The sequence below is a fragment of the Corynebacterium sp. 11A genome (genome assembly GCF_008930935.1).
GTDB classification, from domain to species: Bacteria; Actinomycetota; Actinomycetes; order Mycobacteriales; family Mycobacteriaceae; genus Corynebacterium; species Corynebacterium megadyptis.
The window spans coordinates 23,931-45,279 of record NZ_PQMR01000004.1 but is presented as its reverse complement, the minus strand read 5'-3'; the positions used below and the strand labels follow the sequence as shown (position 1 = coordinate 45,279).

Below are 21,349 nucleotides of genomic sequence, written 5' to 3'. Positions count from 1 at the left end.
CGATCAAAGGAGTGATGCGATGCTGCTGCATGTAGCTACTCACAACCCCAAGAAACTCGTCGAGCTGCGCCGTGTCTTGGATGTCGCAGGCATTGAGAACTGCGAGCTGGTGACCTCCGAGGACCTGCTTGGTTATGAGGAGCCGGTAGAAGATGGCCGCACCTTTGCCGATAACGCGCTGATCAAAGCCCGCGCCGGGGCCAAGGCCACCGGCGAGGTGACCTTGGCCGATGATTCCGGTTTGTGCGTGAAGGAAATGAACGGCATGCCGGGTGTGCTCTCTGCTCGGTGGTCCGGTGAGGGCGATGATGACGCCAACAATGAGCTGCTGTTGAAGCAGATGAAAGACGTTCCCCTGGGGCGCCGCGACGCCAGCTTCGTGTCGGTGTGCGCCATCGTCACCCCAGAGGGTGAGGAGTTCATTGAAAAGGGTGAGTGGGCTGGCCGCCTGCTGCGTAACCCCGTGGGCGAGAACGGCTTCGGCTATGATCCGCTGTTCGTGCCGGCCGAAGAGGATGAGCGCGTGGACGGCACCGATGAGCGCCCCCGCAGCTCCGCCGAGCTGAGTGGCGAAGAAAAGGATGCGCTCTCGCACCGCGGCAAGGCCCTCGAGGCCCTGGTTCCGGCGATTTCCTCGCTCGTGGCCCAGTGGGAGGCCCGCAGCAGCGAGGACTCCGAGGACAATGACGACGACACCTCGAGCTAAACAGCTCTAAAGCACACACCACACCGCCGAGTCCGATCACAGTGATCAGGCTCGGCGGTCGTGCGTGCGGCGGTGCGCTGCCGCGGGGGAGGGCGGCGTCGTCAAGCGTGCTGCGCTAGAGCTGGAAGGCCTCGGTAACTTCCTTGCGGCGGCGGGACTCAGCCACAAAGGAGAGGAAGGGGATCGTGCCGGCGAGGGCGGTGAGGATCCAGCGCAATGGCTCCCAGCGGGCCTTCACGCCGAGGTTCAAGGTGGCGATGAGATAGAGCATGTAAAACAGGCCGTGGAGCTGACCAATGATGCGGGCCCACTCCGGCATGTCGATGCCCACCAGATACTCGAGAACCATGCGGGTGGTGAGGATCAACAGCCACACACCGGTGACCCAGGCGGCGATAGAAAAGAGCTTCAGGGCTTGGCGTACCCGCGCCTGACGCTGCGGGGTGGGGGCGGGGCGCTGGGACTGAGAAGAAGAAGTCATGGCTAGGAAGAGCTTTCGTTGGTGTCGGTAGAGGGGGAGCTGGAGCGGCGGCGGTGCTGCTCGTTGAGTGCGTTGAAGGTAGTCACATCCATGCTCGGACGCTGGGGAAGGAAGTCCTCGTCGATCTCGGTCATCTCGCCGCGTTCGGCGATACGTCGATCAACGGGGGAGACCTCCTGGTCATCCTCGAGCAATTCATTCTCGTATTTGAGGTAGCTCCGGTAGGCGTAGACGATAAACGCGCCGAAGAAGGGCCACTGCAGTGCATATCCCAAGTTTTGGAACGTGCCCGAGCCGGACTGAAAACGAGTCCACTGCCAATAGGCCAATCCGAGCGTGGCGGCCACCGCGAGGGCGACGAACACAATCATTCCCACCGACGCGCGCTTGCGGGGCCGTGGTGGTGTGGTTGGCTCACCCTGATTAGTACTCACACCCCTCTACGATACCCAAGATGCTTCACGACGCCGCGCTGTGGGGGCGGTGTAAAGCATGTGGCGAAAACCCCGTGCCAACAGTGTTGTTGGCGATCCCCATAGGCGCTGGATACAATACCCGCAGCGCCGTGTACGCGGCGCGGGCGCCTGTGGCGGAATTGGCAGACGCGCTGGATTTAGGTTCCAGTGTCTTAGGACGTGGGAGTTCAAGTCTCCCCAGGCGCACGAACACCCACCTACAGCAGTAGGTGGGTGTTGGTGTATCTAGGAGAAACTAGAGGGCAGGGGAGAGGCCGGCATCGCTTTGATCGCTGACGCGGTAGAGGTGCTCATTCACAAACTCGCCCACACCCCAGCGGGCCAACTCGCGGCCATAACCGGAGCGGTTAATGCCGCCGAAGGGCAGGTTGGCGGCGGTGACCGAGGATTCGTTGACGAAGGTCATGCCGTCCTCGAGTTGCTGCGCCACTGCATAGGCCTGCTCGAGGTCTGTGCCCCACACCGAGGAGGACAGGCCGTAGTCGGAGTTATTGGCCAGGGCAATGGCCTCGTCCACATTAGCCACCTTGTACACGACGGCGACGGGGCCGAAGATCTCGTTGCAGCCGATCTCCGAGTTGGGGTCGACATCGGTGAGCAGGGTGGGCTCCATGTAGGCGCCGTCGCGATCAATGGCGCCGCCACCGACACGCACCGTGGCGATGCCGTCGCGGGCCGCCTTCTCGAGTCGTTCGACGATCTCATCACGGGCGCCGATAGACGACAGCGGGCCGATATCGGCGTTCTCGTCATCGTAGGAGCCCACCGTCATCGCTGCGATCTTCTTCTCGAGGAACTCGACGGTGCGATCGTAGAAGTCCTCCATCACAATAAGCCGCTTCGGGGCGTTGCAGGCCTGGCCGGTGTTGTACATGCGGATCTTCACAAACTGCTCCAGCACCCAGTCCAGGTTCTGCTCATCCAGGACGATGAAGGGATCATTGCCGCCCAGCTCCAACACGGACTTCTTGTAGTGCTTGCCGGCGGTGGTGGCCACGGCGGAACCGGCAGCCTCCGAACCGGTGAGGGAGACACCCTTGATGCGCTTATCCGCCACGAAGGCATCCATCTGTGAGCCGGAGGCATAGACGTTGATATAGGCATCCTTCGGCAAACCGGCCTCCTCCAGCAGGTCTTGGCAGGCTTGGGAGGACAGCGGGCAGATGGAGGCGTGCTTGAGCACGATGGTGTTGCCCAACAGCAGGTTCGGCGCGGCAACGCGGGCCACCTGGTAGTAGGGGAAGTTCCACGGCATGACGCCGAGCAGCGGGCCGAGCGGCTCCTTTTTCACCACAGTCTGCTGTGCCCCGGAGGCCGGCAGATACTCGTCGGCGAGCAGCTCGTGGGCGTGCTCGGCGTACCAGCGGTAAATATCGGCCACAAGCTGGATTTCGGCCTTGGCCCAGCGGGTCAGCTTGCCCATCTCTCGACCGATGTGGTCGGCCAGCTCATCGATGCGCTCCTCATAAAGATCGGCGGTGGCGTTCAATACCGCCACACGCTCCTCGATGGAGGTGGTGCGCCACGAGGTATAGGCGGCGGTGGAGCGGGAGAGAATATCATCCCGCTCAGCATCCGTGATGCGGTCAAACTCCTGCTCGGAACGGCCGGTGTTCGGGTTTTCTAATGCGAAAGTACTCATATCGCCCTGTATAGTCCTGCCCACCAGTAGCTGCAATGCTCTGGGCGCACACCACAGAGATATCGGTCTATCAGTGCCTAAGCTCACTCAATAACTGGCCCCACACAAGGGTGGCGGGCAGGTGCGTGCCGACGCTGTGCGGCGGCTAGCCGGTGTAGCGCAGCCACGCGAGCACAGCCTTGACGCGGCGGTTGTCGTCCTCGGGCTGGAAGCCGAGTTTCATGAACACATTGGCCACATGCTTGCTCACCGCCGAGGGGCTAAGAAACAGGGTCTTTTCCATATCGCGGTTACTCAGGCCCTGAGCCATGAGCGCGAGCACATCTTTCTCCCGCGGGGTGAGGGTGGTGATGCCGCTGCGCTTGGCATTGAGCAAGGTGGCGATCACTTCCTGATCCACCACTGTCTTTCCCGCAGCCACATCCTCGATTGCTCGGACAAACTCCTCCACCTCAGAGACGCGTTCTTTGAGGAGATAGCCGAAGCCGCCGCCGTCCATGAGCTGATCGAGGTAGCTGGCGGCCACATATTGGCTCAGCACAATCACCGGCAGCCCCAGGCGTTCGCGGCGCAGCTCCGAGGCCGCCTTGAGGCCATCGTCGCGCAGCAGCGGCGGCATGCGTACATCCGTGATCACGAGGTCGATATCTGCTCTACGGCCCTGGTCCCGCAGGGCGTCGGCGTCCGCGACGGCGATCACGCTATGGCCCAGGGCGTGCAGGAGTTGTTCGATGCCCGCGCGCAACAGCGTGGAATCCTCGGCGAGAAGAATATGCATGTGGCTACTTCCTTAGTAGTGGCACCGTGAGGTGCAGCAGCGTCCCGGTGTCAGTGGTGCGCAGCGTCACGGTGCCATCGAGCACAGCGGCACGCTCCCGTAGTCCCATGATCCCCGTGCCCGCACTAGCGGTGGGGGAGTCCGCGCTCAGACCGTCGCCATTGTCGCGCACTGTCACGTGCAGTGCAGAGCCTGTGGCGTCGATGCCGATATCGGCGTGGGTGGCGTGACCGTGCCGAGTGGCGTTCGTCAGCCCCTCGCTGATGCAGTGATAGGCCAGCAAAGCCGTGGTCTCATCCAGCGGCGGCACGGCGGCTGTGTCGGTGTGCAGCGTGGTGTCGATGCCGGCGTGGGCGAGTAGTTCCTCCACCGCTGCCACGACGCCGTTATCGTAGAGCACCTGCGGGGCAATGCCGCGCACCGTGGCCCGCAGGGCGGCCAAGGCTTGGGCCGCGTTTTCTTCGGCCTTGCGTATCGCTGGCTCGGGATCCGCGGCGAGGCGAGCCGCCGCGAGATTGAGTTTCAGCGCAGTGAGGTGCTGCTGGGGGCCATCGTGGAGTTCCCTTTCGATGCGGCGTCGTTCGCCCGAGAAAGCGTCGGCAAGCAATGCTCGCGAAGCTTCAACCTCCCGCACGGAGGGAGCGAGGGTGAGTTGGGAGGCCCGCACCGAGAGCCAGGTCATGGCCCAGCTCAGCGCGAGCAGCAGCACCAGCGCCACCGCGACGAAGGAGAAACAGAGCGCCACATTCACCGCGCGATTCGAGCTCTGCCAAGAATTGAACTCGAGCGTATCCACCATGAAGGGCGCGATCGCAACGAAAACAATGAACGAGCCCAGCATGGTCCACAGCATCAAGCTGAGAATAGACACCACGAGCTGCAGAAAAAGATGGAGCACCTGCCGCCAATCGAACCAGCGAGATACCGTGCGCTGGCGAATGGGGCGAGCAAAGATCCGTGCGCCGCAGCGGCCATAGGCATCCACTGGGCGGGCGAGTAGCGGCAGCCACGGCAGCAGCACGAGGGTAACGGCCAGCGCCGGAATGCACGCTAGTGCGAGCAGAATGTTCCAGCCGGCCGAACGCAGAACTGACATAACTAATAAGCCTAAGCGTTGCAGCCGTGCGAGTAAGTGGAGCTAGCTCCACCATAGATTCGGCAGCCAGCTCCCTCGCGCCAGGCGCGGTGCGCGCGGTGTGATGAGGGCATGTTGACAGCAGAGAACCTCAGCAAGAAGTATGGTCGCCGCCTCGTGTTTCGCGATCTTAGCCTCACGATCGCGCCGGGCGAGTTCGTGGCCATAATGGGGCCCTCGGGCTGCGGTAAGTCCACCTTGCTCAATCTACTCTCGGGGCTGGATAAGCCCAGTTCGGGCACGCTAAACGCGCCGGAGCGCACGGAACGGGCCTTCGTGTTCCAGGACTATAACCTGCTGGAATCGCTTGATGCCCGGACCAATGCGATGCTCACGGCGAAATTCTCTGGGCGCCCGTGCACCCGCGCGGAGGCGGATCGGGTATTTCACGATCTCGGACTGGATGGGTGCCAGCGCCAGATGCCCGCGGAGCTTTCCGGTGGGCAGCAGCAGCGCGTCGCTGTAGCGCGGGCGCTGCTGGCCACGCCCGCGTTCATCTTCGCCGATGAACCCACCGGGGCGCTGGACGATGCCACCGCCACGACCGTGCTGGAGCATTTGCGGGCCGCTGCGCGCAAGGGGGCCACCGTGGTGATGGTGACGCACTCGCATGCCGCCGCCGCAGCCGCGGACCGGATCATAGACATGGAGGCAGACCATGCGCGTGTGGCTTAAGGATGTCTGGGCCAACCGCGTGTCGTGGCTGGCGGTGGTGTTAACGCTCGTGATCTCCGCTGCGAGCTGCGGGCTCGCCCTGCCCCTGATTACTGCGGGTGGGGGCGATGCCGGACCGCTGGGAGGGACGATCCTCGCCATGTCCTTGTGCTCCATCGTGCTGGTGGTGTCGATGCAGATGCGGTTGCTTATCGACGAGCACTGGGAGGTGTATCGCAGCTGGCGCTTAGTGGGCATGCCGGGCTGGATGATCGTGGGATTCGCGCTCGGACAGGTGGTGGTTGTGGCACTCGCCTCGAGCTCCTTGGGTCTAGTGCTGGTGCCGCCGCTGCTTAGCCCGACCGAAGAGGCGCTGCGGGCGGATGGCCTCAGCCTCGACGCGCTGGCGTTCAGTAGCACGTCTGCGCTCGCCGCAGTGGCTATCTGTTCGACGGCAGCGGTGCTGGCGGTGCTGTGGCCCGTGCGGCGCATCTTCCGCCCGGTAGTGGTGCGTTCCTCGTGGTGGACAACCCCGGTGGCGGCGCTACTGGTAGCTGCGGTGCTGGCGCCTTCTATAGCCGCCACGATGGAGCCGGATGCTTTTCTCGGCTGGTCTATGGGGCTGATCGTGGTGGTGTCCTTGGTCATGCCGTGGCTGCTGCCGCTGCTGGATCAGTGGACGCGAGTTGTGGGGATTGCAGGGGCGAATGTGCGCAATCGCCGCCGTTTCAGCGCCCCGCAGATCGTGCCCTGGGTGATCTTTGGTGGGCTGATCGTGGTCGTTGGTTCTGGGATGCGGGCGATGATGATGGCCAGTGGGTCCTGGCATGTCTCCTCGTGGGAGGTGTTCGTGGTGCTGCTTGGGCCCTCGATCATTCCGAGCGTGGTGGCGGCACTCGCTATCTCTTTACTCATGCGCCACCGCATTGCGGCGGACGTGCGCGCCCTTCGGTTAGCTGGGGCGCCGCCGCGGGCCCCGCTCACCATTCAAATAGGCGAGGCGTTCGCGCACACCATTACTGCCGCCGCGGTGGTGGCGCTCATGGCTATCTATGTGGTGGTGCGGCTCAACGGGCTACTCGGCGTGGAGGATCCCTTCACGGGGCTGTGGTGGCAGGCATGGCTGGTCATGTTCTTCGTCATGGCAGCGGTGACGACGCTACTCAAAATCGTGCTCGCCCGGCGGGTCATACAGCTGTGTATTAGCGAGGACGGCTACGTCTAGCTGTGCCGGATGCCCGCGGCGGAGTGGGTGGGCACGCCGGAACCATAAAGATGACGAAATCCTCATGATTACGTGGTAGGTTATTTTCCCACGAGATACCTGTTTGATCCCAAAAGGCAGTGTGTCCCGCGTAGCACCCTGTTCCCCCAAGTTTGAGAAGAGCCGACGACATAGCATGATCACTCCTAACTCCACCCCCTCTCAGCAGGACAGTTCCCCCACTGCAGGGCCGCGCACCCTCAGTGATCGGCTAGAGAACGAGCGCTTCGCCTTAAGTTTTTCGGGCCAAGGTTTTGACTGGCTGCGCCCCCTCGCCGAGGCCACCGAAGCCGGGGCTGATGAGTCCCGCTTGCGCGGGATAGTCGCCGACGCCGAGCAGCGCCTCAGCGAGCTCAACGAAGAACTCGCCGGTGTGCTCCCCCTCGGTTTCACCCCCTTCCGCTGGGCGGGGCTCGATGATGTTCCTGCCGGATCGGATCACGGATATAGCGCCAACGCGGCGGTGTCCGTGCCGGGCATTGTGCTCGCCCAGATCGCCACTCTCGATGCGCTGGGTGCCCAGGACGTGCCTTGGCAGCGCGCCGAGCTGTCCATCGGCCACTCTCAGGGACACCTCGGCGTGGAATATGCCCGCACCCCCGAGCGCGCCAGCGAGCTGCTGGTGATCGCTCGGCTCATCGGTGCGGCGATTACCCGCACCGCCCAGCGCAGTGGTGTGATCAGCGAAGGGGAGCGTCGCCCGATGCTCGCCATCGGTGGTGTCGAGCGCTCCATCGTGGAAGAGGAGCTGCACGGCACCGAGGCCGTCGTGGGGCTGCATAATGCCCCCGATGCACAGGTAATTGTGGGCACCCCCGCCGAGTTGGAGCTGGTGCAGCAGCGTCTGAGCCGCCGCGCCGAGAAGGAACAGCAGGCGCTGGAGAATAAAGAGCGCGGTGGCTCCGCCCTGCGCCCCACGTTCAGCCCCATTGCTGTGACCGCCGGCTTCCACCACCCCGTCATGGAGGATGCTGTTCAGCTCACCCTCGACTGGGCCCGTCGCCTCGAGGTAGATGAGCAGCTCGCCGAGCGCTGTGCCCGCGCCGTGCTGGTCGATAGCGTGGACTGGCCCCGCGAGCTGCGTCGGGTGCGTGAAGCAGGCGTTTCCTGGCTGCTCGAAATCGGCCCAGGGGAGGGCGTGGCGAAGCTCTCGGCACCGCAACTCGCCGGCACCGGCATCGCTGTGGTGCGCGCCGGCACCGCCGAGGGGCAGGGCCAGCTCTCTGACCCGCATGCTGCTACTCCGCAGGCTGTGGACTACACCGACTTTGCCCCGCGCCTCAGCGCCGATGGCCGCCGCGTTGAAACCGCCTTCACGCGGCTGACCGGTCGCTCGCCGATTCTCTTGGCCGGCATGACCCCCACCACGGTGGATCCGGAGATTGTTGCTGCCGCCGCGAATGCCGGCTATTGGGCAGAACTCGCCGGCGGTGGCCAGGTCACCCCGGAGATCCTAGATGAGAACCTCACCCGTTTGGGCGAGCTGCTCGAGCCGGGAGTCAATGCCCAGTTCAACTCCATGTTCCTCGATCCCTACCTCTGGGGCATGCACATCGGCGGTAAGAAGCTGGTGCGCAAGGCCCGCGCCCATGGCGCCCCGATTGATGGTGTGGTGATCACCGCCGGTATTCCGGAGCGCGAGGAAGCCGTGCAGCTCATCCACGAGCTGCGTGCCGAGGGCATTCCGTGGGTGGCCTTCAAGCCGGGCGCGGTCAAGCACATCAAGCAGGTCTTGGCCATTGCCCGCGAGGTTCCCGAGGTGCCGGTGATCATGCACGTCGAAGGCGGCGTCGCTGGCGGTCACCACTCCTGGGAGTCCCTCGATGACTTGCTGCTCAACACCTATGAGCAGATCCGCCGCCAGCCCAATACCGTGCTGGTTGTCGGCGGCGGTATTGGCACTCCCGAGCGCGCCGCGGATTACATCACCGGCCGCTGGGCCGAGGCCTATGGTCGCGTCGCGATGCCGGTGGACGGCGTGCTCGTCGGCACCGCTGCCATGGCGGCGCGCGAGGCCTGCACCTCCCCGCAGGTGAAGCAGGCTCTGGTGGATACCGCAGGCCCGAATGATTGGGTTCCCGCCGGGTCCGCCAAGGGGGGAATGGCCTCCGGTCGCTCCCAGCTGGGCGCCGATATTCACGAGATTGATAATTCCTTCGCCCGCGCCGGACGTCTGCTCGATGAGGTCGCTGGCGACGCCGAGGCCGTGGCCGCCCGTCGCGAGGAGATCATCACCGCCATCAACGCCACCTGCAAGAAGTACTTCGGCGATCTGGAGGAGATGAGCTACCGCAGTTGGTTGGAGCGCTATCTCGAGCTGTCCGGGCCCGATGGCTCCGGCTGGGTGGATAAAACTTGGCACACCCGCTTCCAGCACATGCTTCAGCGCACCGAGGCGCGCCTGAACCCCGCCGATCATGGCGAGCATCCCTCGCAGCTCTCCCCGCTGGAGCTGGGGGACGACCCGGCCGCCGCCGTGGCTGAGGCCGCCGCGGCCTATGATCTCGACCGCCGCCTCCACCCTGCGGATGTGGAGTGGTTCATCGCCGAGCTGCGCACCCCGGGCAAGCCGGTCAACTTCGTGCCCGTGATCGACGAGAACGTCCGCCGCTGGTGGCGTTCCGATTCGCTCTGGCAGGCCCACGACCCGCGCTATAGCGCCGATGAGGTGTGCATCATCCCCGGCCCAGTGGCCGTGGCCGGCATCACCATCAAGGATGAGCCCATTGCCGAGCTGCTCGGCCGTTTCGATGCTGCCGTGGTCGAGGCCGCCCGCGATCGCGAGGCAGCTACCGAAGACACCCCTTCGCGCTTGTCGACGCTGCTCTCCAGCCCCACCACCTACTGGGCAGGCCGCAACGTCTCCTCCATCCTGCACGCGCTTGCCCCCGCTGCCGAGTGGGAGATTCTCTCGGCTGATTCCGCCCGCGAGCCCCGCACGGGTGCCCGCCTGCAGGTGCTCGACGATACGAGCGCTGAGCTGGTCGTCAGCCTCGCCGGCGAACGCCGCTGCGAGGGCCTCGAGCTGCGCGTGAAGCTCGAGCTGCCGCAGGTCGATGGTGCCGCCCCCGTGGTCACCCAGCGTGCCGCGGAAGAGGCGATGGATACCCTCACCGAGATTGCCGCCGGCGGCTCCGTGGCGGAGCTGGTGGAGGGTGCGGCCACCCACGAGTTCACGATCGACGCCGATAGGGCCGCTGACTATCACAACCTCACCAGCGCGGCGCTGCGCGATGTCACCGTGGGCGGTAGCGATTCCCTCGCCCCCGATGTGTTGGTGGGTGCCTGCTGGCCGGCGATCTTCGCCGCTGTGCGCGGCGCCGAGATCCCGGGCCGCCCCGGCGAGCGCGTGGTCGAGGGCATGCTCTCTCTGGTGCACCTCGAGCACCACCTCACCTTGCGGGACGAGCAGGCCTCCACTGCGGCGCTGATCGGGGTGCCGCTGACCGCCACCGCCCATGCCGATGAAGTCAGTGACACCGATATCGGGCGTGTCGTGGTGGTGCGCGTGTCCATCAGCGATGCCGAGGGACGCGTGCGCGCCACATTGACCGAGCGTTTCGCTATCCGTGGCCGCCGTGGCCCTGCGACGGCGCGCACCAATACCTCTGCGCTGCCCTCGATCAGCCCCGTGACCCACTCGGCGCGCACCCGCGCGCAGGTGGTGGCACCGGAATCCATGCTGCCCTTCGCCGCCGTGTCTGGGGATCGCAACCCGATCCACGTCTCGAGCACCGCTGCGCATCTGGCAGGGCTGGATGATGTGATCGTGCACGGCATGTGGACCTCCGCGGTGGCGGAGCTAGTTACCGCCGCCGCCTATGCCGACGATGCCGTGCACACCGAGTCGGCCGCGATCACCGAGTTCACCGCCACCATGCTGCGGCCTATTGCCCCCGGTGAGACCGTGGACTTTAAGGTCGAGCGCACCGGTGTGGATAACCGCCCCGGTCGCGGCGAGGTGCGCGAGGTCACTGCCAGCGTCGATGGCGAGACTGTGCTCACCGCAGTAGCCGTGATGGCAACACCGACGACCTTCTACGCCTTCCCCGGCCAAGGAATCCAGCACGAGGGTATGGGTATGGAGGCCTATGCCTCCTCTCGCGAAGCCAAGCAGGTATGGGATCGCGCCGACGCCCACACACGCGCTGCGCTGGGCTTCTCCGTGCTGGAGATCGTGCGCACCAACCCCCGCGAGGTAGTGGTGGGCGGAGAACGCTTCTTCCACCCCGACGGCGTGCTCTTCCTCACCCAGTTCACCCAGGTGGCCATGGCCACCCTTGGTGTGGCACAGGTGGCGCAGATGCGCGAAGCAGGAGTGCTCGACGATACCGCTTTCTTCGCTGGGCACTCCGTGGGCGAGTACAACGCCCTAGCCGCCTACTCGGGGGTGCTGTCCCTAGAATCTGTGGTGGAAATCGTCTACGCCCGCGGGCTGACGATGCACCGGCTCGTAGAGCGCGATGAGCAAGGCGTATCCAACTATGGCCTCGCCGCCCTGCGCCCCAATAAGTTTGGTTTGGCAGCAGATCAGGTGGCCGACTTCGTGGCCGAGGTATCCCACAGCACCGGCGAGTTCCTCGAAATCGCCAATTACAATCTCAAGGGCAAGCAATACGCGGTGGCCGGAACTCGCGCCGGTCTCAAGGCCCTCGCCGCTGCCGCCGAGCAGCGCGCCCCCGGTGCCCGCGGGCTCATCCTCATCCCCGGCATCGATGTGCCCTTCCACTCCTCCGTCCTGCGCGACGGGGTGGATGACTTCCGCGATCACCTCGACAGCCTGCTGCCCGCAGAAATCGACCCCGAGGTGCTGGTGGGACGCTATATCCCGAACTTGGTGGCTCGCCCCTTCGCGATCACCGCGGAGTTCGTGGAGTCTATGCGGGAGGTCGTGGATTCCCCGATCTTGGACCGCTTGCTCGAGCGTTTCGATGCCGCGGTGGCGGAGAACACCGCCGCAGTGGCACGCACCATCCTGATCGAGCTGCTCGCATGGCAGTTCGCCTCCCCAGTGCGCTGGATCGAAACCCAGGACCTCATGCTCGCGGAGCTTGGTGTCGAGCGCTTCGTGGAGATCGGTGTGGCCAACGCGCCCACCCTGGCCAACATCATGGCCCAGACCGCAGCCGTGACCCCCGGTGGGGAAGGGCTGGAGGTGCTCAATATTGAGCGCGATCGCGGCATCGTCTTCGCCGAGGACAGCTTCTCCTTCGCCGCCCCGGAGGAGGAAGAAGCACCCGCCGAGAGCGCCGAGGATATCGAGCCCGCACCCGCAGCCCCGGCCACTCCGCCGGTGGCAGAGCCCGAGCCCGCCCCGGCCCCGGCTCCCGCTGCGGCCGCTGGCGATACCCCGGAGGTGGAGTTCACCCCGGCCCATGCCACCACTGTGCTGCTGAGCTTGTGGACGAAGGTGCAGCCGGGCCAAATCACCGCCACCGACACCATCGAAACCTTGACGGATGGCGTCTCCTCCCGACGCAACCAGCTCTTGCTGGATCTCGGCGTGGAGTTCGGCCTCGGGGCCATCGATGGCGCCGCCGATGCCGAGATCCCGGACCTGCAGGACACCGTGAGCCGCATGGCCAAGGGCTACCAGGCCTTTGGTCCGGTCCTCGGCGATGCCATCAGCGATGGGCTGCGCAAAGTCACCGGCCCTGCGGGCGCGAAGCCCGCGGCTGTCGCCGAGCGCGTGAGCCAGGTATGGCAGCTCGGCGAGGGCTGGCGTCTCCACGCCGAGGCCCAGATGGTGCTCGGTACCCGCGATGGCGACTCCGTGCGGGGTGGCGCGCTGGCAGAGCTCAGCCCCGCCCAGCCCAGCTCGGCCAGCGAGCTGGATCAGCTCATCGATAATGCTGTGCTCGCTGCGGGAGAGCGCCTGGGAGTGAGCGTCGCTAAGCCCGCGGCGGCAGGAGGGGAGCAGACCGCGGTGGATTCCGCCGCCCTCGGCGCCTTCGCGGAGCAGGTCACCGGCAAGGCCGGCGTGCTCGCCGAAACCGCGCGCATGATCCTCAAGCAGCTCGGCCACGATCACGCCCCGCAAACCGTGGGACTGGATGATCACAGCGCCGACGAGAAGCTCTTCGAGTTGGTCTCGGCGGAGCTCGGCCAGAACTGGCCGCGTATGGTCTCCCGCAATTTCGATCCGCGGCGCGCGGTGCTTCTCGACGACCGCTGGGCCTCGGCGCGCGAGGACATCACCCGCGCCGGGCTGGGCTTGGTGGATCCCGAGAGCATTGACGTCAGTGGCGCAGGCGAAACCGTCGCCGCCCACGCCCGTCACTTCGGGCTCGACTCCCTCGCCCACCAGGCCCTAGAGCAGGGCCGCGGCAGCTTCGCTGAGGACGTGGCTGTGGTCACCGGTTCCTCGCCGCAGTCCATCGCCGCCGCCGTGGTGGGAGAGCTGCTGGCCGAAGGCGCCACCGTGATCACCACCACCTCGAGGCTGAGCCATGAGCGCTTGGAGTTCTACAAGCGGCTCTACGCGGAGCACGCCCGCTTCGGCGCCACCCTGTGGGTGATCCCCGCCAACTTGGCCTCCTATGCGGACCTCGATGCGGTCGTGGAGTGGATCGGCTCCGAACAGCGCGTCACCGTGGGCGCATCCTCCGTGGTGACGAAGCCGGCGCTCGTGCCGAGCCTGATCTTCCCCTTCGCCGCCCCGCCGGTGCAGGGCAGCATCGACGAAGCCGGCCCGCAGGCAGAAAACCAGATGCGTTTGCTCCTGTGGTCGGTGGAACGTCTCATCGCCGGGCTCTCCGCTCTGGGCCGCGATACCCACGTGGGCCAGCGCACCCACGTGGTGCTGCCGGGCTCGCCCAACCGCGGAATCTTCGGCGGCGACGGCGCCTATGGAGAGTCCAAGGCCGCCCTCGACGCCCTGGTGAATCGCTGGAGCGTGGAGGAGAACTTCTCCGCCCGCACCACCCTGGCCCACGCCCTGATCGGATGGGTGCGTGGCACCGGGTTGATGGGCGCTAATGATCCGCTCGTCGAGCTGGTCGAAGCCAAGGGCGTGCGCACCTACTCCACCGACGAGATTGCCCGCGAACTCATTTCTTTGGCCTCGCAGGAGTCGCGCCAGGCTGCCGCCGATACGCCGCTGCTCGCCGATTTCACCGGCGGGCTCGCCGAGGCGCAGCTCAACCTCGCGGAGCTGGCACGCTCCGCGGCCGGCAACCCCGAGGCCGAGCAGCTGCAGGAGGTGGACACCACCCCGCGCTTCCACGCGCTGCCGAATGTGCCGGCACTGCCCGCAGCACCGGCCACGGCCGCCGCAGCCTTCCACGGTTCGGTGAGTGCCTCCCTGGAGAACATGGTGGTCATGGTCTCCGCCGCGGAGCTGGGGCCCTATGGCTCCTCGCGCACCCGCTTCGAGGCCGAGCTGAGCGGCGATCTCAGCGCCGCCGGCGTGGTCGAGTTGGCCTGGTCCATGGGGCTGATCTCCTATGAGGACGGCGCTTGGCTCACGGCCGAAGGCGAGGAGATCGCCGAGGACGAGATCTTTGACGCCTATCATGACGAGGTGCTCGGCCGCGTGGGCGTACGCCAGTACCACGATGATTTCTCCATGGTGTCGAACCTCGCCCCGCAGCTGAGCAAGATCTACCTCGAAGAGGACCTCACCTTCGCCGTGGCGACCCGCGAGGAGGCCGAGGGCTATGCTGCCGAAGACTCCAACACGGTGGTGCGCTTCCATCCAGAAACCGAGGAATGGCTGGTCACCCGACCCGCTGGTTCCGAGGTGCGGGTGCCCACCCGCGCGGTGATGTCGCGCTTCGTGGGCGGGCAGATCCCCGAGGGCTTCGATCCCACGCGCTGGGGCATTCCCGCCGAGATGGTCAATAACCTCGACCGCGTGGCCGTGTGGAACCTCGTGTGCACCGTGGACGCCTTCCTCTCTGCGGGCTTCACTCCCGCCGAGATCCTGGCGCACGTGCACCCGGCGAAGGTCAGCTCCACCCAGGGCACCGGCATGGGCGGCATGTCCTCCATGCGCTCGCTCTACGTGGACGGCTTGCTCAACGAGGCCCGCGCCAACGACATCCTGCAAGAAGCCCTGCCCAATGTGGTGGCGGCACACGTCATGCAGGCCTATGTGGGCGGCTACGGCCAGATGGTGCACCCGGTGGCGGCCTGCGCCACGGCGGCCGTGTCGGTGGAAGAAGGCATGGATAAGATCCGTCTCGGCAAGGCCGATGTGGTGGTCACCGGCGGTATCGATGATCTCTCCGTGGAGGGCATCACCGGCTTCGGCGACATGTCCGCTACCGCTGATTCCCAGGCGATGCGGGATAAGGGCATCGAGGATCGCTACTTCTCCCGCGCGAATGATCGACGCCGCGGTGGGTTCGTGGAATCCGCTGGCGGCGGCACGCTGCTGCTCATGCGCGGCTCGGTGGCCTTGGAGCTGGGTATGCCGGTGCAAGCGGTGGTGGGCTATGCCCAGTCCTTCGCCGATGGCCTGCACACCTCCATCCCCGCGCCGGGGCTCGGTGCTTTGGCCGCGGCCCAAGGTGGCACGCATTCGGCGCTGGCTACCCAGCTGGCCGAGCTGGGCGTGCACGCGGATGACATCCGCGTGGTGTCGAAGCACGACACCTCCACCAACGCCAATGACCCCAACGAGTCTGAGCTGCACGAGCGTATCCAGCAGGCACTTGGTCGCGATGCGGGCAGCCCGCTGTATGTGATCTCGCAGAAGAGTCTCACCGGCCACGCCAAGGGTGGTGCCGCAGCCTTCCAGCTCACCGGCCTCGCCCAGGTGTTGTGCTCCGGTGTGATCCCGGCGAACTTCTCGCTGGACTGCGTGGATCCCGTGCTGGCCGAGCATCCGCACCTTGTGTGGCTGCGCCAGCCGCTCAAGATGCCGGAGCAGGACGTGCTCAAGGCCGGGTTTGTCTCTTCGCTCGGTTTCGGTCACGTCTCGGCGCTGGTGGCCTTGGTCCACCCAGCGGCCTTCTATGAGGCGGTTCGGGCCCAGCGCGGCGAGGACGTGGCAGCAGAGTGGGCCGCACAGGCCGCGGCGCGGGAGCAGGCGGGTGCCGAGCGTATCCTCGCCGGCATCTACGGTGCCGCGCCGCTGTACGAGCGCACCTCCGGCCGCAACCTGGGCGGCGATGGCGATGCCGCCCACGATCGGGAGATCGCCATGCTGCTCGACGCCGACGCCCGGCTCCGCGACGGCCGCTACCGCCTGTCCACCGAGGGCTAAGGCAGTGGACACAGCCCAGCAGCCGAGAGAGATCCCGCACCTGCCGGTGCGTGGGTGCGGGATTGATCTGGTGCACGTGCCGGGTTTTGCCGAGCAGCTCGCCCAGCCAGGTACCCGCTTCGCGCGGGTATTCCACGGCAGTGAGCTGCGCCACTCCCAGCAGCGCGGCCTGACTGGCCTGCCCCGGGCCCGGCATCTCGCGGGGCGATGGGCGGCCAAAGAGGCCTGGATTAAGGCCTGGTCACAAGCGCTGTTTGGGCAGCCTCCCGTGCTGGCGGAACACGAGGTGGATTTCCGCGACATCGTGGTGCAGACCGATCCCTTCGGCCGAGTCCAGCTCCGGCTGCGTGGCCGGCTGCGAGCCCTAGCCGCAGAAAGTCTCGGGATCAGCGCGGAGCACCTCGATGCTTCCGTGCAGCTGAGTATCAGCCATGATGGCGACTACGCAGTGGCGGTCTGCGTACTCAGCTAGCCCCGCCCCATAGCCGCCCCACGGCCCCGCCCGACGCAGGCGCGGGGAGCGGGGCGGCTAGGCTACAAGCTGTGAGTATCTCGAAAGACTTCGATGACTACCTCGCCGAACACCAGCTCGTTCCCGCGGCGGAGGTCATCCCCGAGCACCCCTGCCAAGACTTTTCCCATAATGAGCACGTGGTGGATGCCCCCACCCCTGGCCGCCGTGCCGCGGCGCCCGCAGCAGAGACCGCCGGGCCCGGAGCAGAATCCTCGCAGTCAGAGGAGCAGGACGCGCTAGACGAGGCGGCCCGCCTCGCCCACGCCATGCTGGGAGAAAACCGCTGGGTGTGAGTAGAACACCTAGCCTTGGGCGACGGAGAAGAGATAGGCAATGAGCATGCGCTTGATCTCTTCCACCGTGGTGAGATAGGTCTCCGGCGAGGCGGTGGCATCGCGCACCGCGAAATTAAGCAGCGAGGTGGCGGTGTGCACCAAAATCCCGGCGTGCTTGCGGCGCTCGGGAAGTGGCAGCGTCGGGGCGAGGGGGATGAGTACCTCCGCCAGCAAATCCAAGAGCTCCGATTCGGTGGCCGCACCCGTGGCGCGGGTGGCTGGAGTGGACTGGATGGCATGCCACACCGCTCGCCGGGAGGGATCCGCTTTCCACAATTGGGCGAGGTGGTCGATGAAGTTATCCAGAAAATCCGGCCACTGAATTGACGGATCGCGGCTGGGCCATTTCTTCAGTTCGGCCACGATCACCGCGGTGTCCTGGCGATCCAGCTCGCAGATCATCACATACTTATTGGCAAAGAACTGATACAGCGTGCCAATGGGCACCTCGGCCCGCTTGGCCACCTCGTCGAAGGTGAAGGATTCAAACCCGTGATCGACGAGGACGCTGCGCGCCGCTTCCAGCATGCGGGCGAATTTCTCCCGACTGCGTTGCTGGGCTGGGCGGCGGCGTGGAACCAGAATGGCAGTATCGCCATCGGCGGCGTCGGAGGCATCGCTGCGCTGCTGCGCTGCGGAGTCAGGGTGCTGCATCAAAGAAGGCTCGGACGCGGTGGAGCGCGTCTGGGTGGAGCCGGTGTGATCGGAGGTTCTAGCCATGGTAGCTACCGAGTCTATCGAATCAGAACGCCCCTGTGAACACGGTTTATCCTCGTGCCACCCAGCTATCTGGGCGTTGAGAGTACGTCGCGCAGAATCCGATCGACGTGGCCTTTGGCGCGCACATTGTACTGGGCGCTGGCGATGCGTCCGTGCTCGTCGACCAAGAAGGTGGAGCGAATCACGCCGTGGACTACCTTGCCGTAGTTCTTCTTCTCACCGAAGGCGCCCCACTGTGTCATAACCTCTTTATCGGGATCGGAGAGCAGCGTGAAGGTGAGCCCGTGATCGGCGCGGAAGGCCGCGAGCTTATCCGGGCTATCAGGGGAGATGCCCACCACAGCCACGCCGAGATCATTGAGCCGGGCTAGGTTGTCACGAAAATCGCAGGCTTCGGTGGTGCAGCCGGGGGTGTTGGCGCGCGGGTAGAAATAAACCAGAACGCGCTGCCCACGGAAGTCCGCCAAGCTGACTGTCTCGTTGGCGTCGTTAAGCAAAGTGATAGCGGGGGCGGTATCGCCCTCGCTGAGACGAATGGAAGCGGGTTGAGTCATGGCTCTAGGGTAAGCGAGGGCTCGTCATTTCTGCAGTGCGGTAGGCATGCCGACTAGAAACCACAGCGTGGTTTTAGGTAGGCTCATGCAGGTAAACGCCGCACCCTACGGGGCGCACAATACATGGATAAAACTAGCTAGGGGAGTATCGACAACAGTGGCACGCAATATTGAGGACATTCAGCGCGACATCGAGCGCACTCGCAAGAACCTGGCGAACACCCTCGATGAGCTTGCCGAGCGCAGCCAGCCCAAGAACATCGTGAACGATGCGAAGAAGGAAGCCACCAACAAGCTGCAGGACCCGAAGGTGCAGAAGATTCTGGCTGGCGTGGGCGCGGTTGTTGTGGGGGCAGTCGTCGTTGGCGTGCTGCGTTCCCGCAAGCGCAACAAGGATCTCAAGGAGATTCAGAAGCTGCTCGCTTCCCGTTAATCTTAATCGCTTTTCGCTTTTCGACGCCCCGCCGCGCCGATTATCCCCGAGGGGAGTCGGTGTGGCGCGGGCTTTTTTAAGTCCGGCAACGCTGAATATATGAGACCCCAATGAGTAGCAGTGACCGTCCAGAGCGGCTGACCGTCACATCCCGCCACTACAACGTGGTTGGCCTAATCGGGGTGGCCCTATTTTTCGCCGCCGCCTATACGCCTTCACTGCTGCCCCGTACGTGGTATTACCAAGGAATTGTCTCTGGGGTAACCGCGAATATCGGCTACTGCGTGGGCATGGGTGTGAGTCAGCTGGGGTGGATGCTGTTGTGTCGTCTCGGCCCGCGCGCGGCGCGCCTGCAGCTATCCGATCGTCAGCGCCGGATGATCGACTATATCGGCATCGTGGTGCTTGCTCTCGTGGCGCTCGGGGTGGTGTGGGCATCGCTGTCGTGGCAGGAGCAGCTCGCCACTGCGCAAGGGCTGCCCACACCGCACCTCACCCACTTTTTGCCGCTCTCCGCAGCCCTCGGATTGGCCCTGTGCTTTGGGCTGATCTGGCTGTGGCGGCTGCTGGCGGCGTGGGCGGAGTCCACGGCAGAGGTGCTTGAACATCGCGGCCTGGCGCCTGGGATCGCGGCCGTAGTGTCCAACGTGTTCGTAGTGGTGATCATGGTGGCCAGTGTGGGAATTATCATCCCCAATACAGGCCTAACCATCATCGAGCGCCAAGCTGCCGATCGCAATGCCACCTATCGCGAGGACATCGCCCCACCCACGGTGGCGTATCGCTCGGCTGGACCCGGCAGCGAGATCTCATGGGAGGGCCTAGGGTACGAGGGCTCACGCTTCATCGCCGATGGCGCCACCAAAGAGCGGCTGGAAGCGGTGACGCGGCGCCCCGCCCGCGAGCCTATCCGCCTCTACGCAGGGGTGGGCAATGGCGCGGATATGCAGGAGCGCGTCGATAAGCTCGTGGGGGAACTCGATCGTACCGGGGCGGCCGACCGGCAGGCATTGCTCATCCTCCCAGTCACCGGCACGGGGTGGGCCAATCCGGTGGCGGCCCAGGCCTTCGAGCTGCTTTTTGCTGGCGATACTGCCATTGCCAGTGCCCAATTCGGCGTGCTGCCCTCTGCGGTGTCTTTCCTCAGCGACTCGGGGGCGGCTGCGGAAGCAGGGCGCGAGTTGATCCACACGGTGGCGCAATGGTGGTCTGCGTTGCCCGCTGGGAACCGGCCCCAGCTCTATCTCTACGGCGAGTCCCTCGGCACCACGGGCGTGGAGGCGGCACTGGAGTCCTTGCGCGCTCTGAATGTAGAACCCGATGGTGTGTTCATGGTGGGCCCGCCGCGCAGCAATGAGCTGCACCGCTGGCTCACCACCAATCGCGAACCGGGCAGTCCCGAATACCAGCCGCGCATGCCTGAGTCGAGTGCCGTGCGCTTTGCCGCCACCGGCCGCCACGCGCGGCAGCTGGGAGCAGATCCCCGCTGGGGCGAGCATCGACTGCTCTATCTGCAGCACGCTACCGACCCAGTGGTGTGGTGGGAGCCGAATCTGCTGTGGAAACGCCCCGACTGGCTCGTCGAGCCGCTTGGCCCGGGCCGGGCCCCACAGATGACGTGGTATCCCGTGATCACCTTTTGGCAGGTAAGCGCTGATCTAGGTGGGGCGGCGGACGTGCCGGATGGCTTCGGGCACAATTACGCCACGGAGCTTCTCGACGGTTGGATTGCTGTCACACACAGTTCGCTCTCCAGCGATGCGGATGCTGAGGCGCTGCGCGCGGAACTGGATGTGCTGCTGCAGCGCCAAGGCCCGGAAAAGGGGCACATCAACGAACTCACGGAGAAGTAGGGGCTAGGCACCATTGCTCGGCGTAGGGCGAGGACTAGGGTTTTATATATGAATTCCTCAGCGCGCACTGCAGTCCCTCGGTCCCTCATTGTCGCCTTCTGGGGCACCGGAATCTCTTTGCTGGCCTCGATCGTGATCATGGTGATGCTCTACATAGTGGCCTCGAGCACGGCAGAAGTTCCTATGTTCATCTCAGTCATCATGTTGAACCTCAGTGCCTTCGTGGCGTTCATTGCCGCTAGCCTAGCCGCCGCGCAACACCCAGGACCAGTACGTACCCACGCGACCGTTCTCCTCGCGTCCATCGTGGTTGGCCGGATTATTCTCGCCATCGGCGGCGGAATGGTCGAAACCACGGGGGCGCTTGCCACCTTCCAGATCATCAGCATCGTGCTCCTGCTTGGAGCCATGGTCTACGTTGGGCTCGGAATGAAGAAGGGCTTCGCTGCGGCGTAGAGAGGCTGCCGCAGACGGTGGTGACGAGGCGTGCCGCCGGTACAGCCCGCGCCGAATAGCGAGAAACCCAGTCGGGAGCGCTCCCGACTGGGGTGAAGTGTGTGCCCACTTGGTATGTGGATACTGTGGGTAAACCT

General features: G+C 65.2%; 16 protein-coding genes and 1 tRNA gene. 10 read left to right on the top strand and 7 right to left on the bottom strand.

The annotated features are described in order from the left end of the window. Positions 1-19 precede the first annotated feature (19 nt). On the top strand, positions 20-706 hold the full coding sequence (gene rdgB, locus GBB18_RS04760) for an RdgB/HAM1 family non-canonical purine NTP pyrophosphatase (protein WP_151549904.1): 687 nt from the start codon (positions 20-22) through the stop codon (positions 704-706). A gap of 115 nt (positions 707-821) precedes the next feature. Here the strand turns inward: rdgB and GBB18_RS04755 are convergent, their stop codons facing one another. Continuing rightward, positions 822-1,187, bottom strand: coding sequence for a DUF3817 domain-containing protein (locus tag GBB18_RS04755; RefSeq protein ID WP_151640913.1), 366 nt, complete (start codon positions 1,185-1,187; stop codon positions 822-824). Between the two features lie 2 nt (positions 1,188-1,189). Further along, positions 1,190-1,558, bottom strand: a complete 369-nt coding sequence (locus GBB18_RS04750; protein ID WP_151529867.1) for a hypothetical protein — start codon at positions 1,556-1,558, stop codon at positions 1,190-1,192. A 209-nt stretch (positions 1,559-1,767) separates the two neighbouring features. Here GBB18_RS04750 and GBB18_RS04745 point away from each other — a divergent pair. Next, positions 1,768-1,849 (top strand) — tRNA-Leu (locus tag GBB18_RS04745). Between the two features lie 49 nt (positions 1,850-1,898). Here the strand turns inward: GBB18_RS04745 and GBB18_RS04740 are convergent. From GBB18_RS04740 to GBB18_RS04730, 3 genes are all read right to left on the bottom strand, one after another. Then, complete coding sequence (locus GBB18_RS04740; RefSeq protein WP_151640912.1) at positions 1,899-3,305, bottom strand: NAD-dependent succinate-semialdehyde dehydrogenase; 1,407 nt, start codon at positions 3,303-3,305, stop codon at positions 1,899-1,901. A gap of 145 nt (positions 3,306-3,450) precedes the next feature. Then, on the bottom strand, positions 3,451-4,083 hold the full coding sequence (locus GBB18_RS04735) for a response regulator transcription factor (protein ID WP_151640911.1): 633 nt from the start codon (positions 4,081-4,083) through the stop codon (positions 3,451-3,453). Between the two features lie 4 nt (positions 4,084-4,087). Then, positions 4,088-5,179: a sensor histidine kinase gene (locus tag GBB18_RS04730; RefSeq protein WP_151640910.1), complete on the bottom strand. Its 1,092-nt coding sequence runs from the start codon at positions 5,177-5,179 to the stop codon at positions 4,088-4,090. A 111-nt stretch (positions 5,180-5,290) separates the two neighbouring features. On the opposite strand from GBB18_RS04730, the gene GBB18_RS04725 reads away from it, so the two are divergent. The 5 genes from GBB18_RS04725 to GBB18_RS04705 all read left to right on the top strand — a co-directional run bounded on the left by GBB18_RS04725 (position 5,291) and on the right by GBB18_RS04705 (position 17,154). Next, a complete protein-coding gene (locus GBB18_RS04725) occupies positions 5,291-5,893 on the top strand; it encodes an ABC transporter ATP-binding protein (RefSeq protein ID WP_151640909.1) in 603 nt (200 codons plus the stop codon). Continuing rightward, on the top strand, positions 5,877-7,097 hold the full coding sequence (locus GBB18_RS04720; protein WP_151640908.1) for an ABC transporter permease: 1,221 nt from the start codon (positions 5,877-5,879) through the stop codon (positions 7,095-7,097). Before GBB18_RS04725 ends, GBB18_RS04720 begins: the two co-directional genes overlap by 17 nt. A 175-nt stretch (positions 7,098-7,272) precedes the next feature. After that, a complete protein-coding gene (locus tag GBB18_RS04715; protein WP_151640907.1) occupies positions 7,273-16,347 on the top strand; it encodes a type I polyketide synthase in 9,075 nt (3,024 codons plus the stop codon). 46 nt (positions 16,348-16,393) lie between these two features. Beyond that, complete coding sequence (locus tag GBB18_RS04710; protein ID WP_192795932.1) at positions 16,394-16,819, top strand: holo-ACP synthase; 426 nt, start codon at positions 16,394-16,396, stop codon at positions 16,817-16,819. Between the two features lie 71 nt (positions 16,820-16,890). Then, a complete protein-coding gene (locus GBB18_RS04705; RefSeq protein WP_151549912.1) occupies positions 16,891-17,154 on the top strand; it encodes a hypothetical protein in 264 nt (87 codons plus the stop codon). 9 nt (positions 17,155-17,163) lie between these two features. Here GBB18_RS04705 and GBB18_RS04700 read toward each other — a convergent pair whose 3' ends face one another. Further along, complete coding sequence (locus tag GBB18_RS04700) at positions 17,164-17,850, bottom strand: TetR/AcrR family transcriptional regulator (RefSeq protein WP_225990242.1); 687 nt, start codon at positions 17,848-17,850, stop codon at positions 17,164-17,166. Positions 17,851-17,981: 131 nt separating this feature from the next. Continuing rightward, positions 17,982-18,470 (bottom strand): thioredoxin-dependent thiol peroxidase, encoded by a 489-nt coding sequence (bcp, locus tag GBB18_RS04695; RefSeq protein ID WP_151640905.1) that lies wholly within the window; start codon positions 18,468-18,470, stop codon positions 17,982-17,984. A gap of 157 nt (positions 18,471-18,627) precedes the next feature. Between bcp and GBB18_RS04690 the strand changes: the two genes are divergently transcribed. The 3 genes from GBB18_RS04690 to GBB18_RS04680 all read left to right on the top strand — a co-directional run bounded on the left by GBB18_RS04690 (position 18,628) and on the right by GBB18_RS04680 (position 21,212). Next, positions 18,628-18,903, top strand: a complete 276-nt coding sequence (locus GBB18_RS04690) for a DUF3618 domain-containing protein (protein ID WP_151529758.1) — start codon at positions 18,628-18,630, stop codon at positions 18,901-18,903. 110 nt (positions 18,904-19,013) lie between these two features. After that, entirely contained in the window at positions 19,014-20,756 is a 1,743-nt protein-coding gene (locus GBB18_RS04685) for an alpha/beta hydrolase (protein WP_151640904.1), read from the top strand. A gap of 48 nt (positions 20,757-20,804) precedes the next feature. Further along, complete coding sequence (locus GBB18_RS04680; protein WP_151640903.1) at positions 20,805-21,212, top strand: hypothetical protein; 408 nt, start codon at positions 20,805-20,807, stop codon at positions 21,210-21,212. Positions 21,213-21,349 lie beyond the last annotated feature (137 nt).

Excerpts from the sequence above, each read along its gene's own strand:
- GBB18_RS04680 (WP_151640903.1), top strand. The coding sequence starts at position 20,805 with ATGAATTCCTCAGCGCGCACTGCAGTCCCTCGGTCCCTCATTGTCGCC.
- GBB18_RS04685 (WP_151640904.1), top strand. The coding sequence starts at position 19,014 with ATGAGTAGCAGTGACCGTCCAGAGCGGCTGACCGTCACATCCCGCCAC.
- rdgB (WP_151549904.1), top strand. The coding sequence starts at position 20 with ATGCTGCTGCATGTAGCTACTCACAACCCCAAGAAACTCGTCGAGCTG.
- GBB18_RS04735 (WP_151640911.1), bottom strand. The coding sequence starts at position 4,083 with ATGCATATTCTTCTCGCCGAGGATTCCACGCTGTTGCGCGCGGGCATC.
- bcp (WP_151640905.1), bottom strand. The coding sequence starts at position 18,470 with ATGACTCAACCCGCTTCCATTCGTCTCAGCGAGGGCGATACCGCCCCC.
- GBB18_RS04730 (WP_151640910.1), bottom strand. The coding sequence starts at position 5,179 with ATGTCAGTTCTGCGTTCGGCCGGCTGGAACATTCTGCTCGCACTAGCG.
- GBB18_RS04740 (WP_151640912.1), bottom strand. The coding sequence starts at position 3,305 with ATGAGTACTTTCGCATTAGAAAACCCGAACACCGGCCGTTCCGAGCAG.
- GBB18_RS04750 (WP_151529867.1), bottom strand. The coding sequence starts at position 1,558 with ATGATTGTGTTCGTCGCCCTCGCGGTGGCCGCCACGCTCGGATTGGCC.
- GBB18_RS04700 (WP_225990242.1), bottom strand. The coding sequence starts at position 17,850 with ATGCAGCACCCTGACTCCGCAGCGCAGCAGCGCAGCGATGCCTCCGAC.
- GBB18_RS04755 (WP_151640913.1), bottom strand. The coding sequence starts at position 1,187 with ATGACTTCTTCTTCTCAGTCCCAGCGCCCCGCCCCCACCCCGCAGCGT.
- GBB18_RS04715 (WP_151640907.1), top strand. The coding sequence starts at position 7,273 with ATGATCACTCCTAACTCCACCCCCTCTCAGCAGGACAGTTCCCCCACT.
- GBB18_RS04725 (WP_151640909.1), top strand. The coding sequence starts at position 5,291 with ATGTTGACAGCAGAGAACCTCAGCAAGAAGTATGGTCGCCGCCTCGTG.
- GBB18_RS04720 (WP_151640908.1), top strand. The coding sequence starts at position 5,877 with ATGCGCGTGTGGCTTAAGGATGTCTGGGCCAACCGCGTGTCGTGGCTG.